23 protein-coding genes are annotated in these 18,778 nt (G+C 65.7%); 7 read left to right on the top strand and 16 right to left on the bottom strand.

Annotated elements, in window-relative coordinates:
- Positions 1-112: 112 nt before the first annotated feature.
- The 15 genes from pal to ABUE31_RS09060 form a co-directional block, all read right to left on the bottom strand.
- Positions 113-613: a peptidoglycan-associated lipoprotein Pal gene (pal, locus tag ABUE31_RS08990; RefSeq protein ID WP_367723190.1), complete on the bottom strand. Its 501-nt coding sequence runs from the start codon at positions 611-613 to the stop codon at positions 113-115.
- Between the two features lie 214 nt (positions 614-827).
- Positions 828-2,123, bottom strand: a complete 1,296-nt coding sequence (tolB, locus tag ABUE31_RS08995) for a Tol-Pal system beta propeller repeat protein TolB (RefSeq protein ID WP_367723605.1) — start codon at positions 2,121-2,123, stop codon at positions 828-830.
- A gap of 72 nt (positions 2,124-2,195) precedes the next feature.
- Positions 2,196-3,257, bottom strand: a complete 1,062-nt coding sequence (gene tolA / locus ABUE31_RS09000; protein WP_367723191.1) for a cell envelope integrity protein TolA — start codon at positions 3,255-3,257, stop codon at positions 2,196-2,198.
- A gap of 50 nt (positions 3,258-3,307) precedes the next feature.
- Positions 3,308-3,766, bottom strand: a complete 459-nt coding sequence (gene tolR / locus ABUE31_RS09005) for a protein TolR (RefSeq protein ID WP_367723192.1) — start codon at positions 3,764-3,766, stop codon at positions 3,308-3,310.
- 10 nt (positions 3,767-3,776) lie between these two features.
- Entirely contained in the window at positions 3,777-4,487 is a 711-nt protein-coding gene (gene tolQ / locus ABUE31_RS09010) for a protein TolQ (protein ID WP_367723193.1), read from the bottom strand.
- Between the two features lie 238 nt (positions 4,488-4,725).
- Positions 4,726-5,187: a tol-pal system-associated acyl-CoA thioesterase gene (gene ybgC / locus ABUE31_RS09015; protein WP_367723194.1), complete on the bottom strand. Its 462-nt coding sequence runs from the start codon at positions 5,185-5,187 to the stop codon at positions 4,726-4,728.
- A 1-nt stretch (position 5,188) separates the two neighbouring features.
- Positions 5,189-6,229, bottom strand: a complete 1,041-nt coding sequence (ruvB, locus tag ABUE31_RS09020; protein WP_367723195.1) for a Holliday junction branch migration DNA helicase RuvB — start codon at positions 6,227-6,229, stop codon at positions 5,189-5,191.
- Positions 6,226-6,618, bottom strand: a complete 393-nt coding sequence (locus ABUE31_RS09025) for a type II toxin-antitoxin system VapC family toxin (protein WP_367723196.1) — start codon at positions 6,616-6,618, stop codon at positions 6,226-6,228. The genes ruvB and ABUE31_RS09025 overlap by 4 nt, the downstream gene beginning before the upstream one ends.
- A complete protein-coding gene (locus ABUE31_RS09030; protein ID WP_367723197.1) occupies positions 6,615-6,911 on the bottom strand; it encodes an AbrB/MazE/SpoVT family DNA-binding domain-containing protein in 297 nt (98 codons plus the stop codon). Before ABUE31_RS09030 ends, ABUE31_RS09025 begins: the two co-directional genes overlap by 4 nt.
- A 55-nt stretch (positions 6,912-6,966) precedes the next feature.
- Positions 6,967-7,587: a Holliday junction branch migration protein RuvA gene (gene ruvA / locus ABUE31_RS09035; protein WP_367723198.1), complete on the bottom strand. Its 621-nt coding sequence runs from the start codon at positions 7,585-7,587 to the stop codon at positions 6,967-6,969.
- 10 nt (positions 7,588-7,597) lie between these two features.
- Positions 7,598-8,122, bottom strand: coding sequence for a crossover junction endodeoxyribonuclease RuvC (gene ruvC / locus ABUE31_RS09040; RefSeq protein ID WP_367723199.1), 525 nt, complete (start codon positions 8,120-8,122; stop codon positions 7,598-7,600).
- Between the two features lie 109 nt (positions 8,123-8,231).
- On the bottom strand, positions 8,232-8,759 hold the full coding sequence (rcdA, locus tag ABUE31_RS09045) for a protease adaptor protein RcdA (protein ID WP_367723200.1): 528 nt from the start codon (positions 8,757-8,759) through the stop codon (positions 8,232-8,234).
- Positions 8,760-9,128: 369 nt separating this feature from the next.
- On the bottom strand, positions 9,129-9,536 hold the full coding sequence (locus ABUE31_RS09050; protein ID WP_367723201.1) for a hypothetical protein: 408 nt from the start codon (positions 9,534-9,536) through the stop codon (positions 9,129-9,131).
- A gap of 148 nt (positions 9,537-9,684) precedes the next feature.
- Positions 9,685-11,325 (bottom strand): acyl-CoA synthetase, encoded by a 1,641-nt coding sequence (locus ABUE31_RS09055; RefSeq protein WP_367723202.1) that lies wholly within the window; start codon positions 11,323-11,325, stop codon positions 9,685-9,687.
- A 50-nt stretch (positions 11,326-11,375) separates the two neighbouring features.
- Positions 11,376-12,149: a sulfite exporter TauE/SafE family protein gene (locus ABUE31_RS09060; protein WP_367723203.1), complete on the bottom strand. Its 774-nt coding sequence runs from the start codon at positions 12,147-12,149 to the stop codon at positions 11,376-11,378.
- Positions 12,150-12,316: 167 nt separating this feature from the next.
- Between ABUE31_RS09060 and ABUE31_RS09065 the strand changes: the two genes are divergently transcribed.
- From ABUE31_RS09065 to ABUE31_RS09095, 7 genes are all read left to right on the top strand, one after another.
- Positions 12,317-12,982: a thiamine phosphate synthase gene (locus ABUE31_RS09065; protein WP_367723204.1), complete on the top strand. Its 666-nt coding sequence runs from the start codon at positions 12,317-12,319 to the stop codon at positions 12,980-12,982.
- On the top strand, positions 12,979-13,944 hold the full coding sequence (locus ABUE31_RS09070) for a tetratricopeptide repeat protein (protein ID WP_437344094.1): 966 nt from the start codon (positions 12,979-12,981) through the stop codon (positions 13,942-13,944). Before ABUE31_RS09065 ends, ABUE31_RS09070 begins: the two co-directional genes overlap by 4 nt.
- 105 nt (positions 13,945-14,049) lie before the next feature.
- Positions 14,050-14,616 carry an elongation factor P gene (gene efp, locus ABUE31_RS09075; protein ID WP_367723205.1) on the top strand — a complete coding sequence of 189 codons (567 nt, stop codon included), beginning with the start codon at positions 14,050-14,052 and terminating at the stop codon, positions 14,614-14,616.
- 13 nt (positions 14,617-14,629) lie between these two features.
- Positions 14,630-15,430: an inositol monophosphatase family protein gene (locus ABUE31_RS09080; protein WP_367723206.1), complete on the top strand. Its 801-nt coding sequence runs from the start codon at positions 14,630-14,632 to the stop codon at positions 15,428-15,430.
- An 85-nt stretch (positions 15,431-15,515) separates the two neighbouring features.
- Positions 15,516-16,205 carry a PAQR family membrane homeostasis protein TrhA gene (gene trhA / locus ABUE31_RS09085; RefSeq protein ID WP_367723207.1) on the top strand — a complete coding sequence of 230 codons (690 nt, stop codon included), beginning with the start codon at positions 15,516-15,518 and terminating at the stop codon, positions 16,203-16,205.
- Between the two features lie 95 nt (positions 16,206-16,300).
- Positions 16,301-17,323, top strand: a complete 1,023-nt coding sequence (locus ABUE31_RS09090; RefSeq protein WP_367723208.1) for a MotA/TolQ/ExbB proton channel family protein — start codon at positions 16,301-16,303, stop codon at positions 17,321-17,323.
- 12 nt (positions 17,324-17,335) lie between these two features.
- Complete coding sequence (locus ABUE31_RS09095) at positions 17,336-18,367, top strand: peptidoglycan -binding protein (protein ID WP_367723209.1); 1,032 nt, start codon at positions 17,336-17,338, stop codon at positions 18,365-18,367.
- 6 nt (positions 18,368-18,373) lie between these two features.
- On the opposite strand, the gene ABUE31_RS09100 is transcribed toward ABUE31_RS09095, so the two are convergent.
- Complete coding sequence (locus ABUE31_RS09100; RefSeq protein WP_367723210.1) at positions 18,374-18,727, bottom strand: DUF1304 domain-containing protein; 354 nt, start codon at positions 18,725-18,727, stop codon at positions 18,374-18,376.
- Between the last annotated feature and the right edge of the window lie 51 nt (positions 18,728-18,778).

Raw genomic sequence — 18,778 nt, forward strand, 5'->3', positions numbered from 1 at the left:
CTCGACTTCTAGAGCAAGACCAGACTTCGGCCAAATTTTGTTTAGGCGCATGGGGGACATGAAAAAGGCGGCCGAACGGCCGCCTTTTCGACATCGCTGTAGCCTTTTGGCCTCAGCTCCCGCCGCCGAGCGTCGTCACGGCGCGGCGGTTCTGCGACCAGCAGGAGATGTCGTCGCAGACCGCGACCGGCCGCTCCTTGCCGTAGGAGATGGTCTTCATGCGGCTGGCGGCGACGCCCCGGGCGGCCAGGTAGTCGCGCGTTGCGGCGGCGCGGCGTGCGCCAAGCGCCAGGTTGTATTCGCGGGTTCCGCGCTCGTCGGCATGGCCTTCGACGACGATCGAATACTGCTTGTACTGGTTCAGCCACTGCGCCTGGCGGCTCAGGATGCCCTGGGCGTCGGCGCGGATCACCGAGCTATCGGTGTCGAAGAAGATGCGGTCGCCGACATTGACCGTGAAGTCGCGCGACGAGCCCGGCGTCGCGGCACCGCCGCCGAGGCCGAGGTCGGCCGCCGTGTTGGGGGTCTTCTTGTTGGCGCAACCGGCAATCGCGAGCGCGAGGAAAAGCGCCACGACAACCGGATTACGAGTAACTGCTGCGATGCGGCGCATGCCGGCCTCTCCTTCGCATTTCGAATGATTTCGTTGAGCAAACAGTAACCACATCGCGGTTAACCGGCGTTCAACAAGCATGGTTAACGATCGGTGACCGGCGCCCGTCCGCGCCACGCCGTCCCTTGTGGCCACAGTGTCCGTCTTCGCTTGGCGGAAATGCGGCGCGATGACGGCGGCTTGGTGACCGATCGACGCTTGGTTAAAAGTTTACCTATTCCAGAAGCGGCGACCATGCCGGATCCGACGCGAAATTCTGCGTCGGGATGGCCTGCTCGTTGCGTCCGGTCAAGTCGATCGAGAAGAGCCGCGGCCCGCCCGAGCCGGCGGCTTCCTTGAAGAACATGATGTAGCGGCCGTTGGGCGCCCAGGTCGGGCCTTCCTGCTGGAAGCCGGTAGAAAGGATGCGCTCGCCCGAGCCATCGGTCTTCATGACGCCGATCTGGAACTCGCCGCCCGACTGCTTGGTGAAGGCGATCAGGTCGCCGCGCGGCGACCACACCGGCGTCGAATAGCTGCCGCCGCCGAACGAGATCCGGTTCTGGCCCGAACCGTCGGCGCTCATCACATAGATCTGCGGCTGGCCGCCGCGGTCCGATGTGAACACGACCTGGCGGCCATCCGGCGAGTAGGACGGCGACGTGTCGATCGAATTCGAGTTGGTCAGCCGGGTCGTCGTGCGGCTCCTGAGATCCATAGCAAAGACGTTGGAATTTCCGTCGTCGCGCAGCAGGCTCATGATCACCTTCTGGCCGTCCGGCGAGAAGCGGGGCGCGAAGGTCATGCCGGGGAAGTTGCCGACCAGTTCGCGCTGGCCGGTCTCGATCTGCAGCAGGTAGACCCGCGGCTGGCCGCTTTCGTAGGACATGTAGGTGATTTCCTGGCGCGTCGGCGAGAAGCGCGGCGTCAGCGTGATCGCGCTGCCATCGGACAGGTAGCGGACATTGGCGCCGTCCTGGTCCATGATCGCCAGCCGCTTCTTGCGCTGGTTCTTCGGCCCGGATTCGTCGATGAACACGACGCGCGTGTCGAAGTAGCCCTTTTCACCGGTCAGGCGCTCGTAGATCGCATCTGCGATGATATGGGCGACCCGCCGGGCGTTGGCCTTGTTGGCGAAGAACTGTTCGCCGATGAGTTGTTCGCCGGCAAACGTGTCCCAAAGTCGGAATTCGGCGCGCAGTCTGCCGTCGCCTTCCTGGGTGACGCGGCCGGTCACCAGCGCCTGCGCATTGATGACCTTCCAGTCCTCGAAGCGCGGCGCGGCGTCGGGATTGGAGATCTTCTCGATGAACGCGCCTTTGTCGATCGGCGCGAACAGGCCGGAGCGCTTGAGGTCTGAGGAGATCACGCTGGTGATCTCCGCGCCGAGTTCGTTGCTCGACAGGAAGTCGGTGATGGCGATCGGCAGGGGCTCGATATTGCCCTTGTTGACGTCGATCTCGACAAGCGCCCAGGCCGGCGGCGCGGCGACCGCGGTCAGGCCGCCTGCAAGGACGACAGCCGTGAACATCGCTCGGAAGAATCGTTTCATGCGGTTTCGAACCTCTTTGGCTAAGTCCGTCGGACGCGGGGCGCGTGGCCCCTAGAACATTTCGCTTGGATCGAAATTGACGATAACGTCCGCCCAGGCTTCGTATTTTTCGGCGGGAAGAGTGTAGGGGGCGCAACGCGAGACGGCGCGACGCGCGGCTTCTGCGGCGGCGCGCTCGACGCCTGCCGAACCGCCGCCACCGATGATTTCTGGACTGCCCTCGATGGCCCCGGTCCTGTCGAGCTTGAACTTGACCGAGACGCGGAGATTGCCGGCATCCGCCGCGCCTGCGGGGATGTTCCAGCAGCGCTGCACCTGGCCGCGCAGCGCGTCCATCTCACTCTGCGTCAGCTTGCTGCCGCCCGTGCTCTTGTCGCCGCCGAGCGAAGCGGTCTGCTTCGAGCGCTTGGCGCCGCCGCCGGACGCCTTTTCCTTGTTCAGGAGAGCCGCCACCTCGTCGGCGTCGAACTCCTTCTCGTCGGACTTCGGCTTGGCGGCCGCATCGCGGGTCGGCTTCTGGCTGTCTTTCTTGTCGGGAGCCTTGGCCGTCTGCGCCTGCGGCGGCTTCGGCTTGGCCTGCGGGGCGGGGGCCTCGGTCGGCAGTTCGATCGCCTCGGCCTCGACCTCGGCCGCCGCGATGGTCTCCTGCACGGGATCGGGCTTCACATCCTGCTTGGGCTGCGGCTGCGGTGTGGCCTCCGTCGCCGGGACCGACGCCGTCTTGGGCTCCGGCTCGACCACCGGGTCCGGCTTGGGGTCCTGCACCGGCTTCGGCGCCGGTGTTGGAGCCGCCTCTGGCATTGCGGCCGCCTCGACGTCCTTGGGCCTGACGTCAGGGGTGGCCTTCTTGTCTGTATCGACCTTGTTTTCGCCGACCTTCTGCGCGTCCGGGATCGTCTCGGTCTTCTCCGTCGGCTTCGGCGTCGGTGTCTCGCCGAGCGGCGCCTTCTTGTCGCCCTGCTGGATCTGCGTCAGCTGTTCGACCGGGATGATGTCGACCGGCAGCGACTCGACGTCGACGACCTCGAACGGCCTTGGCGCGGACAGCGACACAAGCCCGAAGCCGATCACGGCCGCGTGCAGCACGACAGAGGTGGTGAGGCCGGTCTTCATTCCTGGCCTGCCACCTTTCGCCGGAAATTGCGCGCCGTGCCGGTCATCGCTCAGGTGTCGTCCTGTTCCTGGAGGGTCACGAGGCCGATCTTGGTGTAGCCGGCCGCCTGGATGCGGGCCATGACCTGCATGACGATGCCGTAGTTGGTGGTCTTGTCGCCGCGCACGTAGATGCGCTCCTCATACCCGGTCGTCGCGATGGCGCTGAGCTTCGGCACGACCTCTTCCAGCGGGATCTCCGTTTCCTGCAGGTAGATCTGTCCGTTCTCGTTGACCGAAATGGTGATCGGCTGGGTCTCCGGGTTCATCGCGTTGGCCCGCGTCTCGGGCAGGTCGATCGGTACGCCGACGGTGAGCAACGGCGCCGCGACCATGAAGATGATCAGCAACACCAGCATGACATCGACGAACGGCGTGACGTTGATCTCCGAGATCAGGCCATGGTGGCGTCCGCGCCGCCTGTGGCCCCGGCCTCCGCGTCCGCCCCCGTTTCCTACGGCCATCCCCATCGCCCGGTCCTCAAGCCTTCTGCGCTACTTTTTCATCGATTTGCCGCGAGAGTATGGCGGAGAACTCGTCGGCGAAGCCCTCCATCCTGACGGCGATCTTGCCCGCGTCCGCAGACAGCTTGTTGTAGGCGATGACGGCGGGAATGGCCGCAAGCAGGCCAATCGCCGTGGCGAGAAGCGCCTCGGCGATACCAGGCGCCACCACGGCGAGGTTGGTCGACTTGGAGCCGGCGATTGCCTGGAACGAGGTCATGATGCCGACGACGGTGCCGAACAGACCGATGAACGGCGCCGCCGAACCGATCGTCGCGAGGAAACCCAGCCTGCCTTCCAGCCGCTCCATCTCGCGGGTCAACGCGAGGTCCATCGCCTTGTCGATGCGGGTCTGCAGGCCAAGCGGCGACTTGGCTCCCTTCTCGAAGCTCTTCTTCCACTCCCGCATGGCGGCGACGAAGATCGCTCCCATGCCTGACGTCTTGCGGTCGGCAAGCGTCCGGTAGAGTTCCTCAAGCGACTGCCCGGACCAGAACACCTGCTCGAAGCGGTTGAGCGCGCTTCTCATGCGGGCATAGGCGATGACCTTGTCGACGACGATGGCCCAGGTCCAGATCGATGCGCCGAGCAGTCCGATCATGACCAGTTTGACGACCCAGCCGGCCTGCGCGAACAGATGCCATATCGACAGTTGGACGCCGGGCTCGGCGAGTGGAAGGTTTTCCATAGGAGGTCCTTAACGATTTCCGGGCGTGGCTCGCGGCTGGCCCCTGGCGCTGTTATCCCGTTGATCCGATTGCGCGAAGCTTCCGGAAACGCCCCGATATGCGCCGATCACGGCCTTTTCAGAGCAAATGTTGGTGAAAGGAAGGCGCACGCATTCCGTCAGATTCTAACTGATCCGTTCATGAACCGTTATGGTTAAGGATCAGTTAGGACAGCCTTGCTGACCTGCGTCGATACCGTCAGCCGCCGGATGGCAGGAAGGCGTCCAGCCACTCGTCCGGAAAGCGTTTGGGGCGACCGTTCTCGCCGATGATGGCCGCCTCGACCCGGGCCGAGATCAGGGTCTCGCCGCCTCGGACGATCTGCTGCGCCATGAAGATGCGGGCGCCGGAGATCTTTTCCGTCCGCGTCTCGACGGCAAGGACGTCGTCCATGCGCGCCGGTCTGACGAAGTCGATTTCCATGCGCCTGACGACCCAGACGATCCTTTCGCCGCGCAGGCCATCGGCGAGCTCGGTATGGCGCACGCCCGCCAACCGCAGGTAGTCGGAGCGACCGCGTTCGAGGAATTCGAGGTAGCGCGCATGGTACACGACGCCCGAAAAATCGGTGTCCGCGTAGTAGACGCGGGCCAGCAGCCGGTGTCCGAACGGCGTGAGTTCGCCCGACAGTCCGGCCGCCTGTGCTTCTTCCTCGGTCACGTCAGTCCTCGTCCTGGAACAGCGCGATCTGCTGCTGCGCGATGTCCTTTGGCGCCTCGAGCCCGAGATGCCGCCAGGCGTTCGCGGTCATCACCCGCCCGCGCGGCGTGCGCTGGATGAAGCCTTGCTGGATGAGATACGGCTCGATGATGTCCTCGATCGCGTCGCGCGGCTCAGACAGGCCGGCCGCAATTGTTTCGATGCCGACCGGACCGCCGCCGAAATTCGTCGCGATCATGCTGAGATAGCGGCGGTCGAGCTGGTCGAGGCCGAGCGCATCCACTTCCAGCCGCAGGAGCGCCTCGTCGGCCACCTTGCGGGTCACGTGGTCGACGCCGGCGACCGAAGCGAAGTCCCGCACCCGCCGCAGCAGCCTGCCGGCGATGCGCGGCGTCCCGCGGGCGCGCCGCGCGATCTCCTGCGCTCCATCGTCGCCGAGCGGAAGGCCCAGGATGCGCGCGCCGCGCCGCACGATCTGTTCAAGCTCCTCGACCGAATAGAAGTTGAGCCTGACCGGAATGCCGAAGCGGTCGCGCAGCGGATTGGTCAGCAGACCGAGCCGCGTGGTCGCCGCGACCAGGGTGAACCTCGCGAGGTCGATCTTGACCGAGCGTGCCGCCGGCCCCTCGCCGATGATGAGGTCGAGCTGGTAGTCCTCCATCGCCGGGTAGAGGATTTCCTCGACGGCCGGATTGAGCCGGTGGATCTCGTCGATGAACAGGACGTCGCGCTCCTCGAGATTGGTGAGCAGCGCGGCGAGATCGCCGGCCTTGGCGATCACCGGTCCCGACGTCGAGCGGAAATTGACGCCGAGTTCGCGCGCCATGATCTGCGCCAGCGTGGTCTTTCCCAGGCCGGGTGGCCCGACGAACAGGACATGGTCGAGCGCTTCGCCGCGCCCCTTCGCCGCCTCGATGAACACCTTGAGGTTGGCGCGGGCCGCGGCCTGCCCGACGAAGTCGTCGAGCGACTGCGGCCGCAGCGACTGGTCAACGTCTTCGCCGCGCTTTTCAGGGGTTATGAGGCGGGGGGCGAGGCTCACGCGAGTAGTTCCATCGAGGGAACCGCCTTCGCAGCCTTTTGGTCGAAAGTCACGCTATGCGAGCATCCGGCTTGCCTGCCGAGAAGCGCGACCAGAAAATCGGCCAGCAGGGCCGACTTGTCAGCGTCCCGTGCGGCGCGCAAGGCCTCGCCGCCATCCAGCACGAAGTCGTCCGTCTCAAGCAGCGTCAGCAGGACGCCGAGAATCTCGTCATGGCTGAACCCGTAGGTCAGCCTCAGCACCCGGATCGTCTCTGCAATCGTGACCGCGCTGACGAATGCTGGGCTGTTGGCCGATCTTTCCCGGAAGAAATCCAGCGCTTTCCCATGCTGCTCCGCGTCGTCCGCCGTAAACAGCCGGACCAGCACGTTTGTATCGACGCCGATCACCTGCGCTTTTCCTTGGCGAACGCGTCATTCCATTCGCGCTTGATCCGCTCGTCGTCTTCCGCGACAGCGCGGCCGATCGCCTTGTCCATCTCCTCGACCGACACCGGTTTCATGCCCGGCCGATGCAGGATGCCGGCGAGGTCGACCGCCCTCAGCTTGCGCGGACGAACCGTCGCCTTCCCACCCTCTACGATCCACTCGATCCGCGTGCCGGTTTGCAAGCCGAGCTGATCTCTGACTTCCTTCGGGATAGTGGTCTGTCCCTTGGACGTAACGCTTCCGATCATTCCCATGAGGCGTTCTCCTTACCCGACAAAATAGTAAGGAATATGTTGGCTGGCAAGGAAGTCACCGCGCCAGCTCCTTCAGCCCAAGCCGGATCAGCTTGGAGGAATCCGCACCTTCGCCGGCGCCCTTCATCGCAGCAGCGATGGCGTTGGCGGCGATGTCTCTGGAATAACCGAGATTGACCAGCGCCGAGACGGCGTCCGCCACGGGCGCGGGCGCAACGCCGTCGCCGAGCTCCTGCTTGAGCCCGATGGTGCCCGAGGCCGCTCCTGCGAAGGCCGGCGCCTTGTTCTTGAGTTCGGTGACGATGCGTTCCGCGACCTTCTTGCCGACGCCCGGCGCTCGGCTCACCGTTGCGATGTCGCGCAGCGCGATCGCGTTGGCCAAGTCGGGCGGCGCCAGCGTGGACAGCACGGCCAGCGCCACCTTGGCGCCGACGCCCTGAACGTTGTTCATCAACAGGCGGAACCACTCGCGCTCCAGCGCCGACTGAAAGCCGTAGAGACGGATCACGTCTTCGCGGACATAAGTCTCGATGAACAGCGTCACCGCCTCGCCCGGGCCGGGCATCTGCGCCAGCGTGCGCGCCGAGCAGTGCGCGACGTAGCCGACGCCGTGGACGTCGACGGTGCAATGGTCGTCGCCGATTTCATCGACGGTGCCCTTCAGCTTGCCGATCATGCCGCCGCTCTCAAGCCGCCGCCCCGGCAACCGCCCGAGCCAGGCGTGCCGCGGGGCTCTGCATATGGTGCGCGTGGCAGACGGCGATTGCCAGCGCGTCGGCCGCATGCTCGCTGTCGATCACCGCCTTTGGCATCAGCACCTTCACCATCATGTGGATCTGCTGCTTCTCGCCGTGCCCCGTGCCGATGACCGCCTTCTTGACGGCGTTCGGCGCGTATTCCGCGACTTCGATGCCGGCAAGCGCCGGCACCAGCATCGCGATCCCTCTCGCCTGGCCGAGCTTCAGCGTCGCCACCGCATCCTTGTTGACGAAGGTCTGCTCGACGGCGGCCTCGTCCGGCGCCTGGCGGTCGAGCACTTCGCGCAGCCCGTCATGCAACTGCCTGAGCCGAAAGGCGAGCGCGGCCTTGTCGCTGGATTTCACCGTGCCGGCGGCGACGAAGCGCAGGGAATTTCCCGACGCCTCCAGCACGCCCCAGCCGGTGCGCCTCAGTCCCGGGTCTATGCCGATGATGCGAATCGCCTGAGCCATGGTTCCACTCTAGGTACGGCGCGGCACCATTGACAGCACTATGTGAACAAATAGGAAACACCCACAGGTTTCGGGCGTCGAGGATCGGCCCGGCGCCGCCCCGGCAGGCTCAGCCGCGGGCGAAGGCGGTGTTCAGAAGCGTGATCTGGTCCGAGACGGGGTTCGGGCTGCGCGCGCCGGAGAGGGGGACCACTGTGTTCTTGCCGTAGATCTCGTCGTCCATGCGCCGTACGAGCGCTTGCAGGCTCAGCGACCGGTTCACCAGATCGACGAAGGGTTTCGGCAGTTCGGCCCAGCCGGTCGCGTCCGCATGCGCCGACGCCGTGTCCAGCCTGACCTTGGCCTTTTCCGTGGCGACCTGGTCGCGGCTCATCTCGCCGGAGTTGGCCGCGCGCTGCAGCAGCAGCCAGGACGCGATCTGCATCAGTCGCGTGGTCAGCCGCATCGATTCCGCCGCGTAGAGGGTGGCCGCCAGCCGCGACAGCTTCTTGGCCTCGCTGCGTCCTTCGCCGTCGAGGTATTCCGCCGCGTGCTCGACCAGGGTCATGCCTTCGTTGTAGAGCGGCTTGAACGACTGCGAGAAGACCCGCCGCTCGGCGAGCTTGATCGTCTTGCTGTCCTTCGACGGCTCACTCATGATCCAACGCCCCTGCACTGCCTTCGATCGCGCAAACGGCCCACCACCAAGCCGCCGCATCGTCGCCGGCGACCCCCCCCCTACGACGATCGCGGGGAAAATGCGCCTGCCGACAGTTCAACGCAAGCATATGTTTAATAAAGGGTTAACGATCGAGCCCGGGGCGGCCGGCGAAACCCGACCGTGCGCCGCCCTGCGGCACAAAAAAAGAGCCGCTAGAGGGCGGCTCTCAGGAGTTTAACAGGGAGGCGTCAAACGAAGTGGCTCCAGCCACTCGGTAAGAATCCAGATCACTGGATACGCACAGTAAACGCTCGTAAAGCTTAATGGCGGGTTACCGCGCCTCCCCAAATCAGAGAAAAATCGGGTTCAGTGGGCGGTCGCCCTCGCGCCGGCCGCCTCGCCGCCCCAGAGCGCGCGCAGCGCGATGAATGCGAACAGCATCGTCGCCGCGAAATAGACCAGCGACGCGATGCCGAGCACCGGCTCGATTGCGGCATTGCCGCCGTAGAACATGAACAGCGTAACCAGCATCACGATGCTGCTGACCGCGGCAGCCCAGAAATGGATGGTCGACAGGCGCGAATTCCGCGCCGCAGGCACGAGATGGTAGAAGAACGCGAAGACGGACGACATGATCCAGCCCAGCACCATGATGTGCGCGTGGGTCGGCAGTTGCGTATGGTCCTGGCTCATCGCCATCGAAAGTCCGAGCATCATGCCCAGGATCGAGTAGATGACGGCCAGGGTGAAGAAGTTGCGTGCTACGCCTTGCATGGTTGCCCCCTCAGGTGATTGTCCTATCGGCTCGCCGTGTAGCGCCGGCTTGGTTTCAGGACCATGCCGTCGCGACCGTCTGCCGATTCCCTGAAGTTACCTGAAAGATGCCGCTACGGCATCTGCAGGCGCGCGCAATCGACCAGCGTCAGCCGCCCTGGGCGAGCCCGCGCAGCTTGAACTTCTGGATCTTGCCGGTCGACGTCTTGGGGATTTCGGCGAAGATCACCGCCTTCGGCACCTTGAACCGGGCGAGCAGCGCCCGGCAGTGGGCAATGATCTCCTCCTCCGAGGCGGCGGCGTCCGGCTTCAGCTCGACATAGGCGACCGGCACCTCGCCCCACTTCTCGTCGTCGCGGGCCACCACGCCGCAGGTCGCGACGGCCGGATGCTTGTAGAGCGCATCCTCGACCTCGATGGACGAGATGTTCTCGCCGCCGGAGATGATGATGTCCTTCGACCGGTCCTTGAGCTGGATGTATCCGTCCGGATGCATGACGCCGAGGTCGCCGGAATGGAACCAGCCTCCGGCGAAGGCCTCGTCGGTGGCTTTCCTGTTCTTCAGGTAACCCTTCATGACGATGTTGCCCCGGAACATGACCTCGCCGAGCGTCTCGCCGTCGGCCGGCGTCTCGGTCATCGTCTCAGGGTCCATCACCGTCAGGCCCTCGAGCGGCGCGTATCGCACGCCCTGCCTGGCCTTCCTGGCCGACCGCGCATCGCGGTCGAGCGCGTCCCAGGCGTCGTTCCATTCGTTGACGACCGCCGGTCCGTAGGTCTCCGTCAGGCCGTAGAGATGCGTGACCGCGAAGCCGGCGTCGGCCATGCCGGCCAGCACCGCCTCCGGCGGCGGCGCGGCGGCCGTGTTGAACGTCACCGTCTGGGCGAAGTCGCGCTTGTCCTCGGCCTTCGCGTTGATGAGCACCGACATGACGATCGGCGCGCCGCAGAGATGCGTGACGCCGTGGTCGGCGATGGCGTCGTAGATCGGCTTCGGCCTCACCCAGCGCAGGCAGACATGCGTCCCGCCCTGCAGCGCAAGCGTCCACGGAAAGCACCAGCCGTTGCAGTGGAACATCGGCAACGTCCAGAGATATACGCAGTTCTTGCCCATGCCGGCGTGGATGGTGTTGGCGTAGGCCATCAGCGCCGCGCCGCGATGATGATAGACGACGCCCTTCGGGTTGCCCGTCGTGCCCGATGTATAGTTGAGCGACAGCGCATTCCATTCGTCGTCGGGCATCGACCACGCGAAGTCGGGATCGCCGCCCGCGACGAAGTCCTCGTAGTCCACGCTGCCGATGCGCTCGCCCTTGGGGTAGGGCGCGTCCGCCGGATAGTCGGGATCGTCATAGTCGATGACGAGCGGCTTCGCCTTTGCAAGCGCCAGCGCCTCGCGCATGACGCCGGAAAACTCGCGGTCGACGATCAGCACCTTCGTCTCGGCGTGGTCGAGCTGGAACGCGATGACCGCGGCGTCGAGCCGGGTGTTCACCGAGTGCAGCACAGCCTTGACCATCGGCACGCCGAAATGGGCCTCCAGCATCGGCGGCGTGTTGGACAGCATCGCGGTCACGGTGTCGCCCTTGCCGATGCCGTGCCCGGCAAGAGCCGATGCAAGCTGGCGGGAGCGGCGCCAGAAGTCGCCGTAGCTGATGCGCTGTGCGCCGTGGACGATGGCGAGGCGGTCCGGATAGGTCATGGCCGCGCGCTCGAGATAGGTGATCGGCGTCAGCGGCTGGAAATTCGCCGGCTGGCGATCGAGATCCTGTTCGTAGGGATTGGTCATCGTTCCTCACCCGGGCTTTCGCCCCACATGACCGGCCTTCGCGCCGGACGTCAATGGAGCACGTCGAGCACGCCGTCGTAAATCAGCTTCACCGCGATGACGGCCACCGTGCAATAGGTAAACGGGTAGAAAATCTCCGGCCGCATCCGTCGCACGAGCCATGCGCCGGCAAGGGTTGCGACGGGTGCGATCGGCATCAGAACGGCCGAAGCCGCCAGGTTGGTCGCATCGAATTGGCCAAGCAGGGAGTAGGGAACGAGCTTGATGGCGTTGGTGATCGCGAAGAAGATCACGCTGGTTCCCGTGAAGACCTTGGGATCCATCCGGAGCGGCAGCGCGTAGACCTGGAACGGCGGCCCCCCGACATGGGCGACGAAACTGGTGAAGCCGGCAACGGCCCCCCAGAACGAGCCCGCGACGCGGCTTGGCTTCGCCACATGGTTCGCGCCGTGCCGCGCCAGCTGGTAGAGCCAGCGCCCGACGAAGACGATGGCGATCGCCCCGACGAGGAAGCGGATCATGTCGGCCGTCACCATGGCCGCCGTCATCCAGCCGAGACCGATGCCGAGTAGCGATCCCGGCAGCATGACGGCGAGGGTCGCGCGGTCATAGACGCCGCGCCAGGTCCACAACGACACGATGTCCATCAGCACCAGGATGGGCAGCAGGATCGCCGCCGCCTGCACCGGGCTGATGACCAGCGCCATCAGGGGAACGCCCACGAAGCCCATGGCGCCGCCGAACCCGCCCTTGGACAGGCCGGCCAGGATCACGGCCGGCACGGCGGCTGCGTAGAACCAGGGATTTGCGAGAAGCTCGGACATGAGGCGAAATGAAGAAAGACGCGCTGGAATAGCCTGAAAACGGCAAGGATGCGACCGGATTGTTGGCCGAGGCGAAGGCGCGCGGCTGCTGTTCAACGCGACGTCCTTCGTCTATGCCGCTTTTCGACCAAACTCGCCCGGCATAGGCCGGGGCAGGAAAGCCGAGCATGACCGACGACAACACGCCGAACCGCTGCCGCATCATCCTGATATCGCCGCCTGGCATAGCTGCGGAGGCGTTCGCCACGAAGTTCGCCGCGGCGATCGCCGGCGGTGACGTCGCCTCCGTCATTCTCCCGCCCTACGAGATGGACGAGGCCTCTTACCAGGCCTTCGCAGAGCGCGTCGTGCCCATGGCCCAAGCCGCCGGGATCGCGGCGGTCATCGTCGACGACACCCGCATCGCCGGCCGCGTCAAGGCCGACGGCATCCACATCGAAGGCGGCAAGGCCGCCCTTGCCGAGGCAGTTGAAAACTTCCAGTCCAGGATCGCGGTTGGAGCGGGCGGCGTGAAGAGCCGCGATGACGCGCTGGAACTGGGCGAAGAGCGCCCCGACTACGTGTTTTTCGGCCGTTTCGGCTACGACAACCAGCCGGAAGCCCACCAGCGCAATCTGTCGCTGGGCGGCTGGTGGGCCGAGATGGTGGAGATTCCCGGCGTGGTGATGGCCGGCTCCAGCCTCGATTCCGTTGCGACGGTGGCTGCCACCGGGACCGATTTCGTGGCGCTTTCCGCGGCGGTCTTCTCTGAAGGCGTCGACCCGTCCGAGGCGGTCCAGCGGGCCAACGCCATCCTCGACGAAACCGCACCGCGCTTCGAACCGGCCGGATGATTGCGCTTTCGCGACGTCTTCCCCTGCTGGCCGCCCTTCTGGTCTGCGGCGGCGTAATCGCGGCCGAAGATGCGCAGCCGGCCGGAGAAACCCCGGAGGCAACGACGGGCGTGGACCAGGAACGCTTCGGCGGCCCGGCGTCCGACGCCGCCTATGGCGCCTACCAGCGCGGCCTCTACATGACGGCGCTCAACCTGGCGATGCCGCGCGCCGAGGCCGGAAACGCGGCGGCGCAGACGCTGGTGGCCGAGATCCTGTCCCGCGGGCTCGGCGTCAAGCGCGACGAGGCGCAGGCTGCGAAATGGTACCAGCTGGCCGCCGAGCAGGGCGTGCCCGAAGCCCAGTTCCAGTACGCCCTGATGCTGATAGACGGTCGTTTCGTGAAGAAGGACACGAAGGGGGCCTATGCGCTGATGCAGTCGGCCGCGGAAGCAGGCAACCGGCTCGCGCAGTTCAATTTCGCGCAGCTGCTCGTTCAGCGCGAGCCCGGCGACGTCGGAATGGCGAAGGCTGTGTCCTACTACCAGCGCGCCGCAGAAGCCGGCCTTGCGGACGGCCAGTATGCAATGTCGCAGATCTACGCCAACGGCGCCGGTGGCAAGCCGCGCGACGAGGCCGAGGCAAGGCGCTGGCTGCTGCTCGCCGCCCGGCAGAACTTCGACACCGCCCAGCTCGACCTCGCGACCTGGCTGGTCGAGGGTCGCGGCGGCCCGCGCGACCTGAAAGCCGGGTTCGGCTGGATGAAGCGCGCCGCCGAGGGCGGCAACGTCGCCGCGCAGAACAGGCTGGCGAAGCTCTACATGGGCGGCATCGGCACCGAGCCGAACGCGATCGACGCCGCCGCCTGGTACTTCCTCGCACGCAGGCGCGGACTGCACGATGCTGAAATGGACGACTTCCTCAGCGGATTGACCGACGAGGACCTGAAGACGGCGCTCGAACGCGCAAACCGGCTGCGTTAGGGCGCTCCGCCAACCCGCCGGTCTCTTGCCTCCCCAGGCTTTTTGTGGTCATGGACCACCAACGCGCGACGTCGAGCGCATGAATGTTCCGGAAATTCCCCTACCATGGCCAAGATCAGCGGCAGCGAAATCCGTCCCGGCACCGTCATCGAGCATGATGGCGGCCTTTGGGTTGCCGTCAGGACGAACACCGTCAAGCCTGGCAAGGGCGGCGCCTATAACCAGGTCGAACTGAAGAACCTCGTCAGCGGCACCAAGCTGAACGAGCGGTTCCGCTCGGACGAGAAAGTCGAGCAGACCCGGCTCGACCTCAAGGACTTCTCCTTCCTCTACGAGCAGGGCGACCAGCTCGTTTTCATGGATACCGAGAGCTACGAGCAGCTCGAACTGCAGAAGGACTTCGTCGGCGACCGCGCCGCCTTCCTGCAGGACGGCATGATGGTGACGGTGCAACTCTACAACGAGACGCCGATCGGCGTGTCCTTGCCCGACCAGGTCACGCTGGCGATCACCGAGGCGGATCCCGTGGTGAAGGGCCAGACCGCCGCGTCCTCCTACAAGCCCGCGGTGCTCGAAAACGGCATCCGCGTGCTTGTGCCGCCCTTCATCTCCGCCGGCGAACGTATCATCGTCGACACGAACGAACTCACCTACGTCCGCCGCGCGGACTGATTCAGGCAGGCAGATGGCGCGCTCAGCACTCCTCAACGTGATGGTCCAGGCCGCGATGAAGGCGGGCCGCTCCCTTTCCCGTGACTTCGGCGAGGTGCAGAACCTCCAGGTCTCCCTCAAGGGGCCAGGCGACTACGTCAGCCAGGCAGACCGCAAGGCAGAGGAGATCATCCACGCCGAGCTGTCGCGGGCGCGTCCCGGCTATTCATTCCTCATGGAGGAGCGTGGCGAGGTCGAAGGCGACGACGACCAGCACCGCTGGCTGGTCGACCCGCTCGACGGCACCACCAACTTCCTGCACGGAATCCCGATCTTCTCCATCTCCATCGCGCTCGAACGTCAGGGGCAGCTGGTCGCCGGCGTGGTCTACAATCCCGCGATGGACGAGCTCTATACCGCCGAACGCGGTGGCGGCGCCTTCCTCAACGATCGCCGCCTTCGCGTTGCCGGTCGCACCAAGCTGTCCGACGCGGTCGTCGGCACCGGCGTGCCGCATCTCGGCCGCGGTCATCACGGCAACTTCCTGATCGAAATGCGCAACGTCATGGGCGAAGTCGCAGGCGTGCGCCGCCTGGGTTCGGCGGCGCTCGACCTCGCCTACGTCGCGGCGGGCCGCATGGACGGCTTCTGGGAGCAGGGCCTTTCGCCCTGGGATGTCGGCGCCGGCATCGTTCTCGTGCGCGAGGCGGGCGGCTTCGTCACCGACAAGGCTGGCGGCCAGGACATCTTCGCCACGGGCGATCTGGTGGCGGGCAACGAGGCGATCCACCGCGACCTGATGAAGACGCTGAAGAAGCCTGTCTCCCCGCGCTGACCCTCAATGCGGTCGCCGCCCTGGCGGTCGGAAGGCTTGCAAAACCATGGCGACCGCTCCCAGATAGAGGGCATGCAGGTCCATGATGAATAGCGGCGACGCTCCGTCCCGCGCCGCCGCCCCGTTCTGGGGGCGCTTCCACTATTCCCGCGCCGAGATTGTCGCCGATGGCGCCGTGCATACCGTCGGCATCGTGCTTGCGATCGCGGCCGGCTCGTCGCTGTTGTCGCTCGCGCCCTTCCACGCCGGCCCCGGCGAGTATGTCGCGGCGATCTTCTACGTCGTGGCGCTGCTGACGGTGCTGTCCATCTCGCTCGCCTACAACCTATGGCCACTGACCCCTGCCAAGTGGATCCTTCGCCGCTTCGATCACGCCGCGATCTACCTGTTGATCGCGGCGACCTACACGCCCTTCCTGATCCAGCTCGACGACCTTGCCATGGCCCGCGTCATGGTCGCGGTGGTATGGTGCGTCGCTGTCGCGGGCATGGCGATCAAGCTCTTCCTGCCCGGCCGCTTCGACCGCCTGGCGATCGTCTTCTATCTCGCCATCGGCTGGAGCGGCACGCTAGTCGTTCAGCCGCTTCTGGACACGCTGCCTGCTGTCACGCTCGGCCTGATCCTCGCCGGCGGGGTCGTCTATTCCTGCGGCGTCGTCTTTTTCGCGTGGAAAGGTCTCCGGTTCCACAATGCCGTCTGGCACGGATTTGTGGTCACCGGCGCGGGATTGCATTGCGCCGCGATCATCGACTGCCTCGTGGTCGCCCGCTTTTGAGCCGGAGCCCCAAGTTCCCTTGCGTCTTCCAATTTGACCGCGATTCCGCTTAGAGTCGCGGCTGCTGCGTCGCAGGAAATGGAATCGGGGCGAGAATGGGCATCTTGAGGACCATGGGCCTAGTCGGCTCGTCTGACGTGATGGACTACGACCCCTACAGGCTTTCCAGCCCGCAGGTCTTCGTTCTGTCGATGATGGTCTTCCTGGCCATCGTCGCCTTCATCGCAGCCATCCTGACCCGCCAGATCTCGGCTGCCTTCGCCACCAATCCAGGCCTCAACGGCCTCATTCTCGGCGTGCTCATCGTCGGCATCCTCTTGTCCTTCCAGCAGGCCGTCAGGCTTTTCCGCGAAGTGCGCTGGGTCAACTCCTTCCGCGCCGGGTCCGAGGCGACCGAGCCCGTCCTGCTCGCGCCGATGAAGGCGCTGCTGTCGCGCTCCTCGACGGTCGCGCTGTCGACCAGCTCGATGCGCTCCATGCTCGATTCGATCGCCACCCGCCTCGACGAGAGCCGCGACATCTCGCGCTACCTCATTGGCCTGCTTGTCTTTCTCGGCCTGCTCGGCACCTTCTGGGGCCTGCTCGCCACAATCGGCTCGATCGGCGACACGATCCAGTCGCTCGATCCGGGTTCGGGCGACACGGGATCCGTGCTCGACGCGCTGAAGGCCGGGCTGTCGGCGCCGCTGGCCGGCATGGGCACGGCCTTCTCGTCGTCGCTGTTCGGCCTGTCCGGCTCGCTGGTGCTCGGATTCCTCGACCTCCAGGCCGGGCGCGCCCAGACGCGCTTCTACACCGAACTCGAGAACTGGCTTTCGTCGGTCACCGACCTGTCCTCCGACATGGTGGTCGCCGACGGCTCCAAGGGCGACGCGTCCGACGAGATTCGTGCGCTGTCGGAGCGCCTGCGCAGCCTGCAGGAGCATGGCGGCTCCAACCCGCGCGTCGCCACCGCCATGGCCAACCTCGCCGACGGCATATCGGGCCTCGTCAAGAACATGCGGTCCGAGCAGCAGATCATGCGCGACTGGGTCGAGGCGCAGTCGGAGGAACAGAAGGCGATGCGCCGCACGCTGGACCGGCTGGCCGATACGCTGAAGAAGCAGGAACTCAACTAGGGACCCGACGGCATGGCGCTTGCAAGGGCGGCGCGACGCAACCGCCACATCGATTACTGGCCGGGCTTTGTCGACGCGCTGTCGACGCTGCTGCTCGCCATCATGTTCCTGCTCTCGGTCTTCGTGCTTGCGCAGTTCCTGCTCAGCCGGGAGATCAGCGGCCGCGACGAGGTGCTGGCCAGGCTCAACCTGCAGATCAACGAGCTGACCCAGCTGCTGGCGCTCGAGCAGGGCAACAACCAGGACGCCCAGGACACGATCGCGGACCTGCAGGCCTCGCTGTTCAGCGCTCAGAGCGAGCGGACACGCCTGCAGGAACTGCTCGACAGGGGCGCCGGCGCCGATTCCGAGGCCAATGCGCGTATCACCTCTATGAGCGGCGAACTCGACGCCGAACGCCAGATCAGCCAGCGCGCGCTGAGCCAGGTCGAGCTGCTGAACCAGCAGATCGCCGCGCTGCGCAAGCAGATCGCAGCGCTCGAGGACGCGCTCGAGGCCTCGGAGGCGCGCGACCGCGAATCCAACACCAAGATCGCCGATCTCGGCCGCCGCCTGAACGTGGCGCTTGCCCAGCGCGTCCAGGAACTCAACCGCTACCGGTCCGACTTCTTCGGGCGGTTGCGCGAAATCCTGTCCGACCGCGAGAACATCCGCATCGTCGGAGACCGCTTCGTCTTCCAGTCCGAAGTGCTGTTCCCGTCCGGCTCCGACGTCATCAATCCGGCCGGCCGGATCGAGATGAAAAAGCTCGCCGACGCCATCATCGAGTTGCAGCGCGAAATTCCGCCGGAGATCAACTGGGTCCTGCGCGTCGATGGCCACACCGACAACGTGCCGGTGTCGACGGCGCGGCGCTGGTCGGACAACTGGGAACTATCTTCGGCGCGCGCCACGTCGGTCGTGAAGCTGCTGATCGAGTACGGCGTTCCGGCGAACCGGCTGGTCGCCGCCGGCTTCGGCGAGTATCAGCCCCTCGACACCGCCGACACGGACGAAGCGCGCACCCGCAACCGCCGCATCGAGCTGAAGCTCACCGAGCGGTGAGCGCCGCTACCACCCGGCCCACAAAGCGACGAGCGCAGCCACCGCCGGGAGCGCCTGCACGTAGAGGATACGCCGGCTGACCGTCGCCGCGCCGAACAGGCCGGCCACGACCACGCAGGCGAGGAAGAACGCCTTCACCGCGAACCCGTCCTGGCCGAGCCACAGCCCCCACACCAGGCCCGCGACGAGGAAGCCGTTGTAGAGGCCCTGGTTGGCGGCAAGCGCCTTCGATGCAGCCGAGAATTCCGGTGTCGTCCTGAACACCTTACGACCGAGCGCTCGGTCCCAGGCAATCATCTCCAGGTACATGAAGCCCGCGTGCAGCAACGCCACCAGCGCGATCAGGATGTTGGCGAGCATCGGTTCCTCCCGCTCCGCTTTCGATCTTGATCGCGCGCCGCGGCTGCGGCA

This window comes from Mesorhizobium marinum (genome assembly GCF_040813675.1).
GTDB lineage: Bacteria > Pseudomonadota > Alphaproteobacteria > Rhizobiales > Rhizobiaceae > Mesorhizobium_K > Mesorhizobium_K marinum.

Excerpts from the sequence above, each read along its gene's own strand:
- pal (WP_367723190.1), bottom strand. The coding sequence starts at position 613 with ATGCGCCGCATCGCAGCAGTTACTCGTAATCCGGTTGTCGTGGCGCTT.
- tolB (WP_367723605.1), bottom strand. The coding sequence starts at position 2,123 with ATGTTCACGGCTGTCGTCCTTGCAGGCGGCCTGACCGCGGTCGCCGCG.
- tolA (WP_367723191.1), bottom strand. The coding sequence starts at position 3,257 with ATGAAGACCGGCCTCACCACCTCTGTCGTGCTGCACGCGGCCGTGATC.
- tolR (WP_367723192.1), bottom strand. The coding sequence starts at position 3,766 with ATGGGGATGGCCGTAGGAAACGGGGGCGGACGCGGAGGCCGGGGCCAC.
- tolQ (WP_367723193.1), bottom strand. The coding sequence starts at position 4,487 with ATGGAAAACCTTCCACTCGCCGAGCCCGGCGTCCAACTGTCGATATGG.
- ABUE31_RS09030 (WP_367723197.1), bottom strand. The coding sequence starts at position 6,911 with ATGGGAATGATCGGAAGCGTTACGTCCAAGGGACAGACCACTATCCCG.
- ruvA (WP_367723198.1), bottom strand. The coding sequence starts at position 7,587 with ATGATCGGCAAGCTGAAGGGCACCGTCGATGAAATCGGCGACGACCAT.
- ruvC (WP_367723199.1), bottom strand. The coding sequence starts at position 8,122 with ATGGCTCAGGCGATTCGCATCATCGGCATAGACCCGGGACTGAGGCGC.
- rcdA (WP_367723200.1), bottom strand. The coding sequence starts at position 8,759 with ATGAGTGAGCCGTCGAAGGACAGCAAGACGATCAAGCTCGCCGAGCGG.
- ABUE31_RS09050 (WP_367723201.1), bottom strand. The coding sequence starts at position 9,536 with ATGCAAGGCGTAGCACGCAACTTCTTCACCCTGGCCGTCATCTACTCG.
- ABUE31_RS09055 (WP_367723202.1), bottom strand. The coding sequence starts at position 11,325 with ATGACCAATCCCTACGAACAGGATCTCGATCGCCAGCCGGCGAATTTC.
- ABUE31_RS09060 (WP_367723203.1), bottom strand. The coding sequence starts at position 12,149 with ATGTCCGAGCTTCTCGCAAATCCCTGGTTCTACGCAGCCGCCGTGCCG.
- ABUE31_RS09065 (WP_367723204.1), top strand. The coding sequence starts at position 12,317 with ATGACCGACGACAACACGCCGAACCGCTGCCGCATCATCCTGATATCG.
- ABUE31_RS09070 (WP_437344094.1), top strand. The coding sequence starts at position 12,979 with ATGATTGCGCTTTCGCGACGTCTTCCCCTGCTGGCCGCCCTTCTGGTC.
- efp (WP_367723205.1), top strand. The coding sequence starts at position 14,050 with ATGGCCAAGATCAGCGGCAGCGAAATCCGTCCCGGCACCGTCATCGAG.
- ABUE31_RS09080 (WP_367723206.1), top strand. The coding sequence starts at position 14,630 with ATGGCGCGCTCAGCACTCCTCAACGTGATGGTCCAGGCCGCGATGAAG.
- trhA (WP_367723207.1), top strand. The coding sequence starts at position 15,516 with ATGAATAGCGGCGACGCTCCGTCCCGCGCCGCCGCCCCGTTCTGGGGG.
- ABUE31_RS09090 (WP_367723208.1), top strand. The coding sequence starts at position 16,301 with ATGGGCATCTTGAGGACCATGGGCCTAGTCGGCTCGTCTGACGTGATG.
- ABUE31_RS09095 (WP_367723209.1), top strand. The coding sequence starts at position 17,336 with ATGGCGCTTGCAAGGGCGGCGCGACGCAACCGCCACATCGATTACTGG.
- ABUE31_RS09100 (WP_367723210.1), bottom strand. The coding sequence starts at position 18,727 with ATGCTCGCCAACATCCTGATCGCGCTGGTGGCGTTGCTGCACGCGGGC.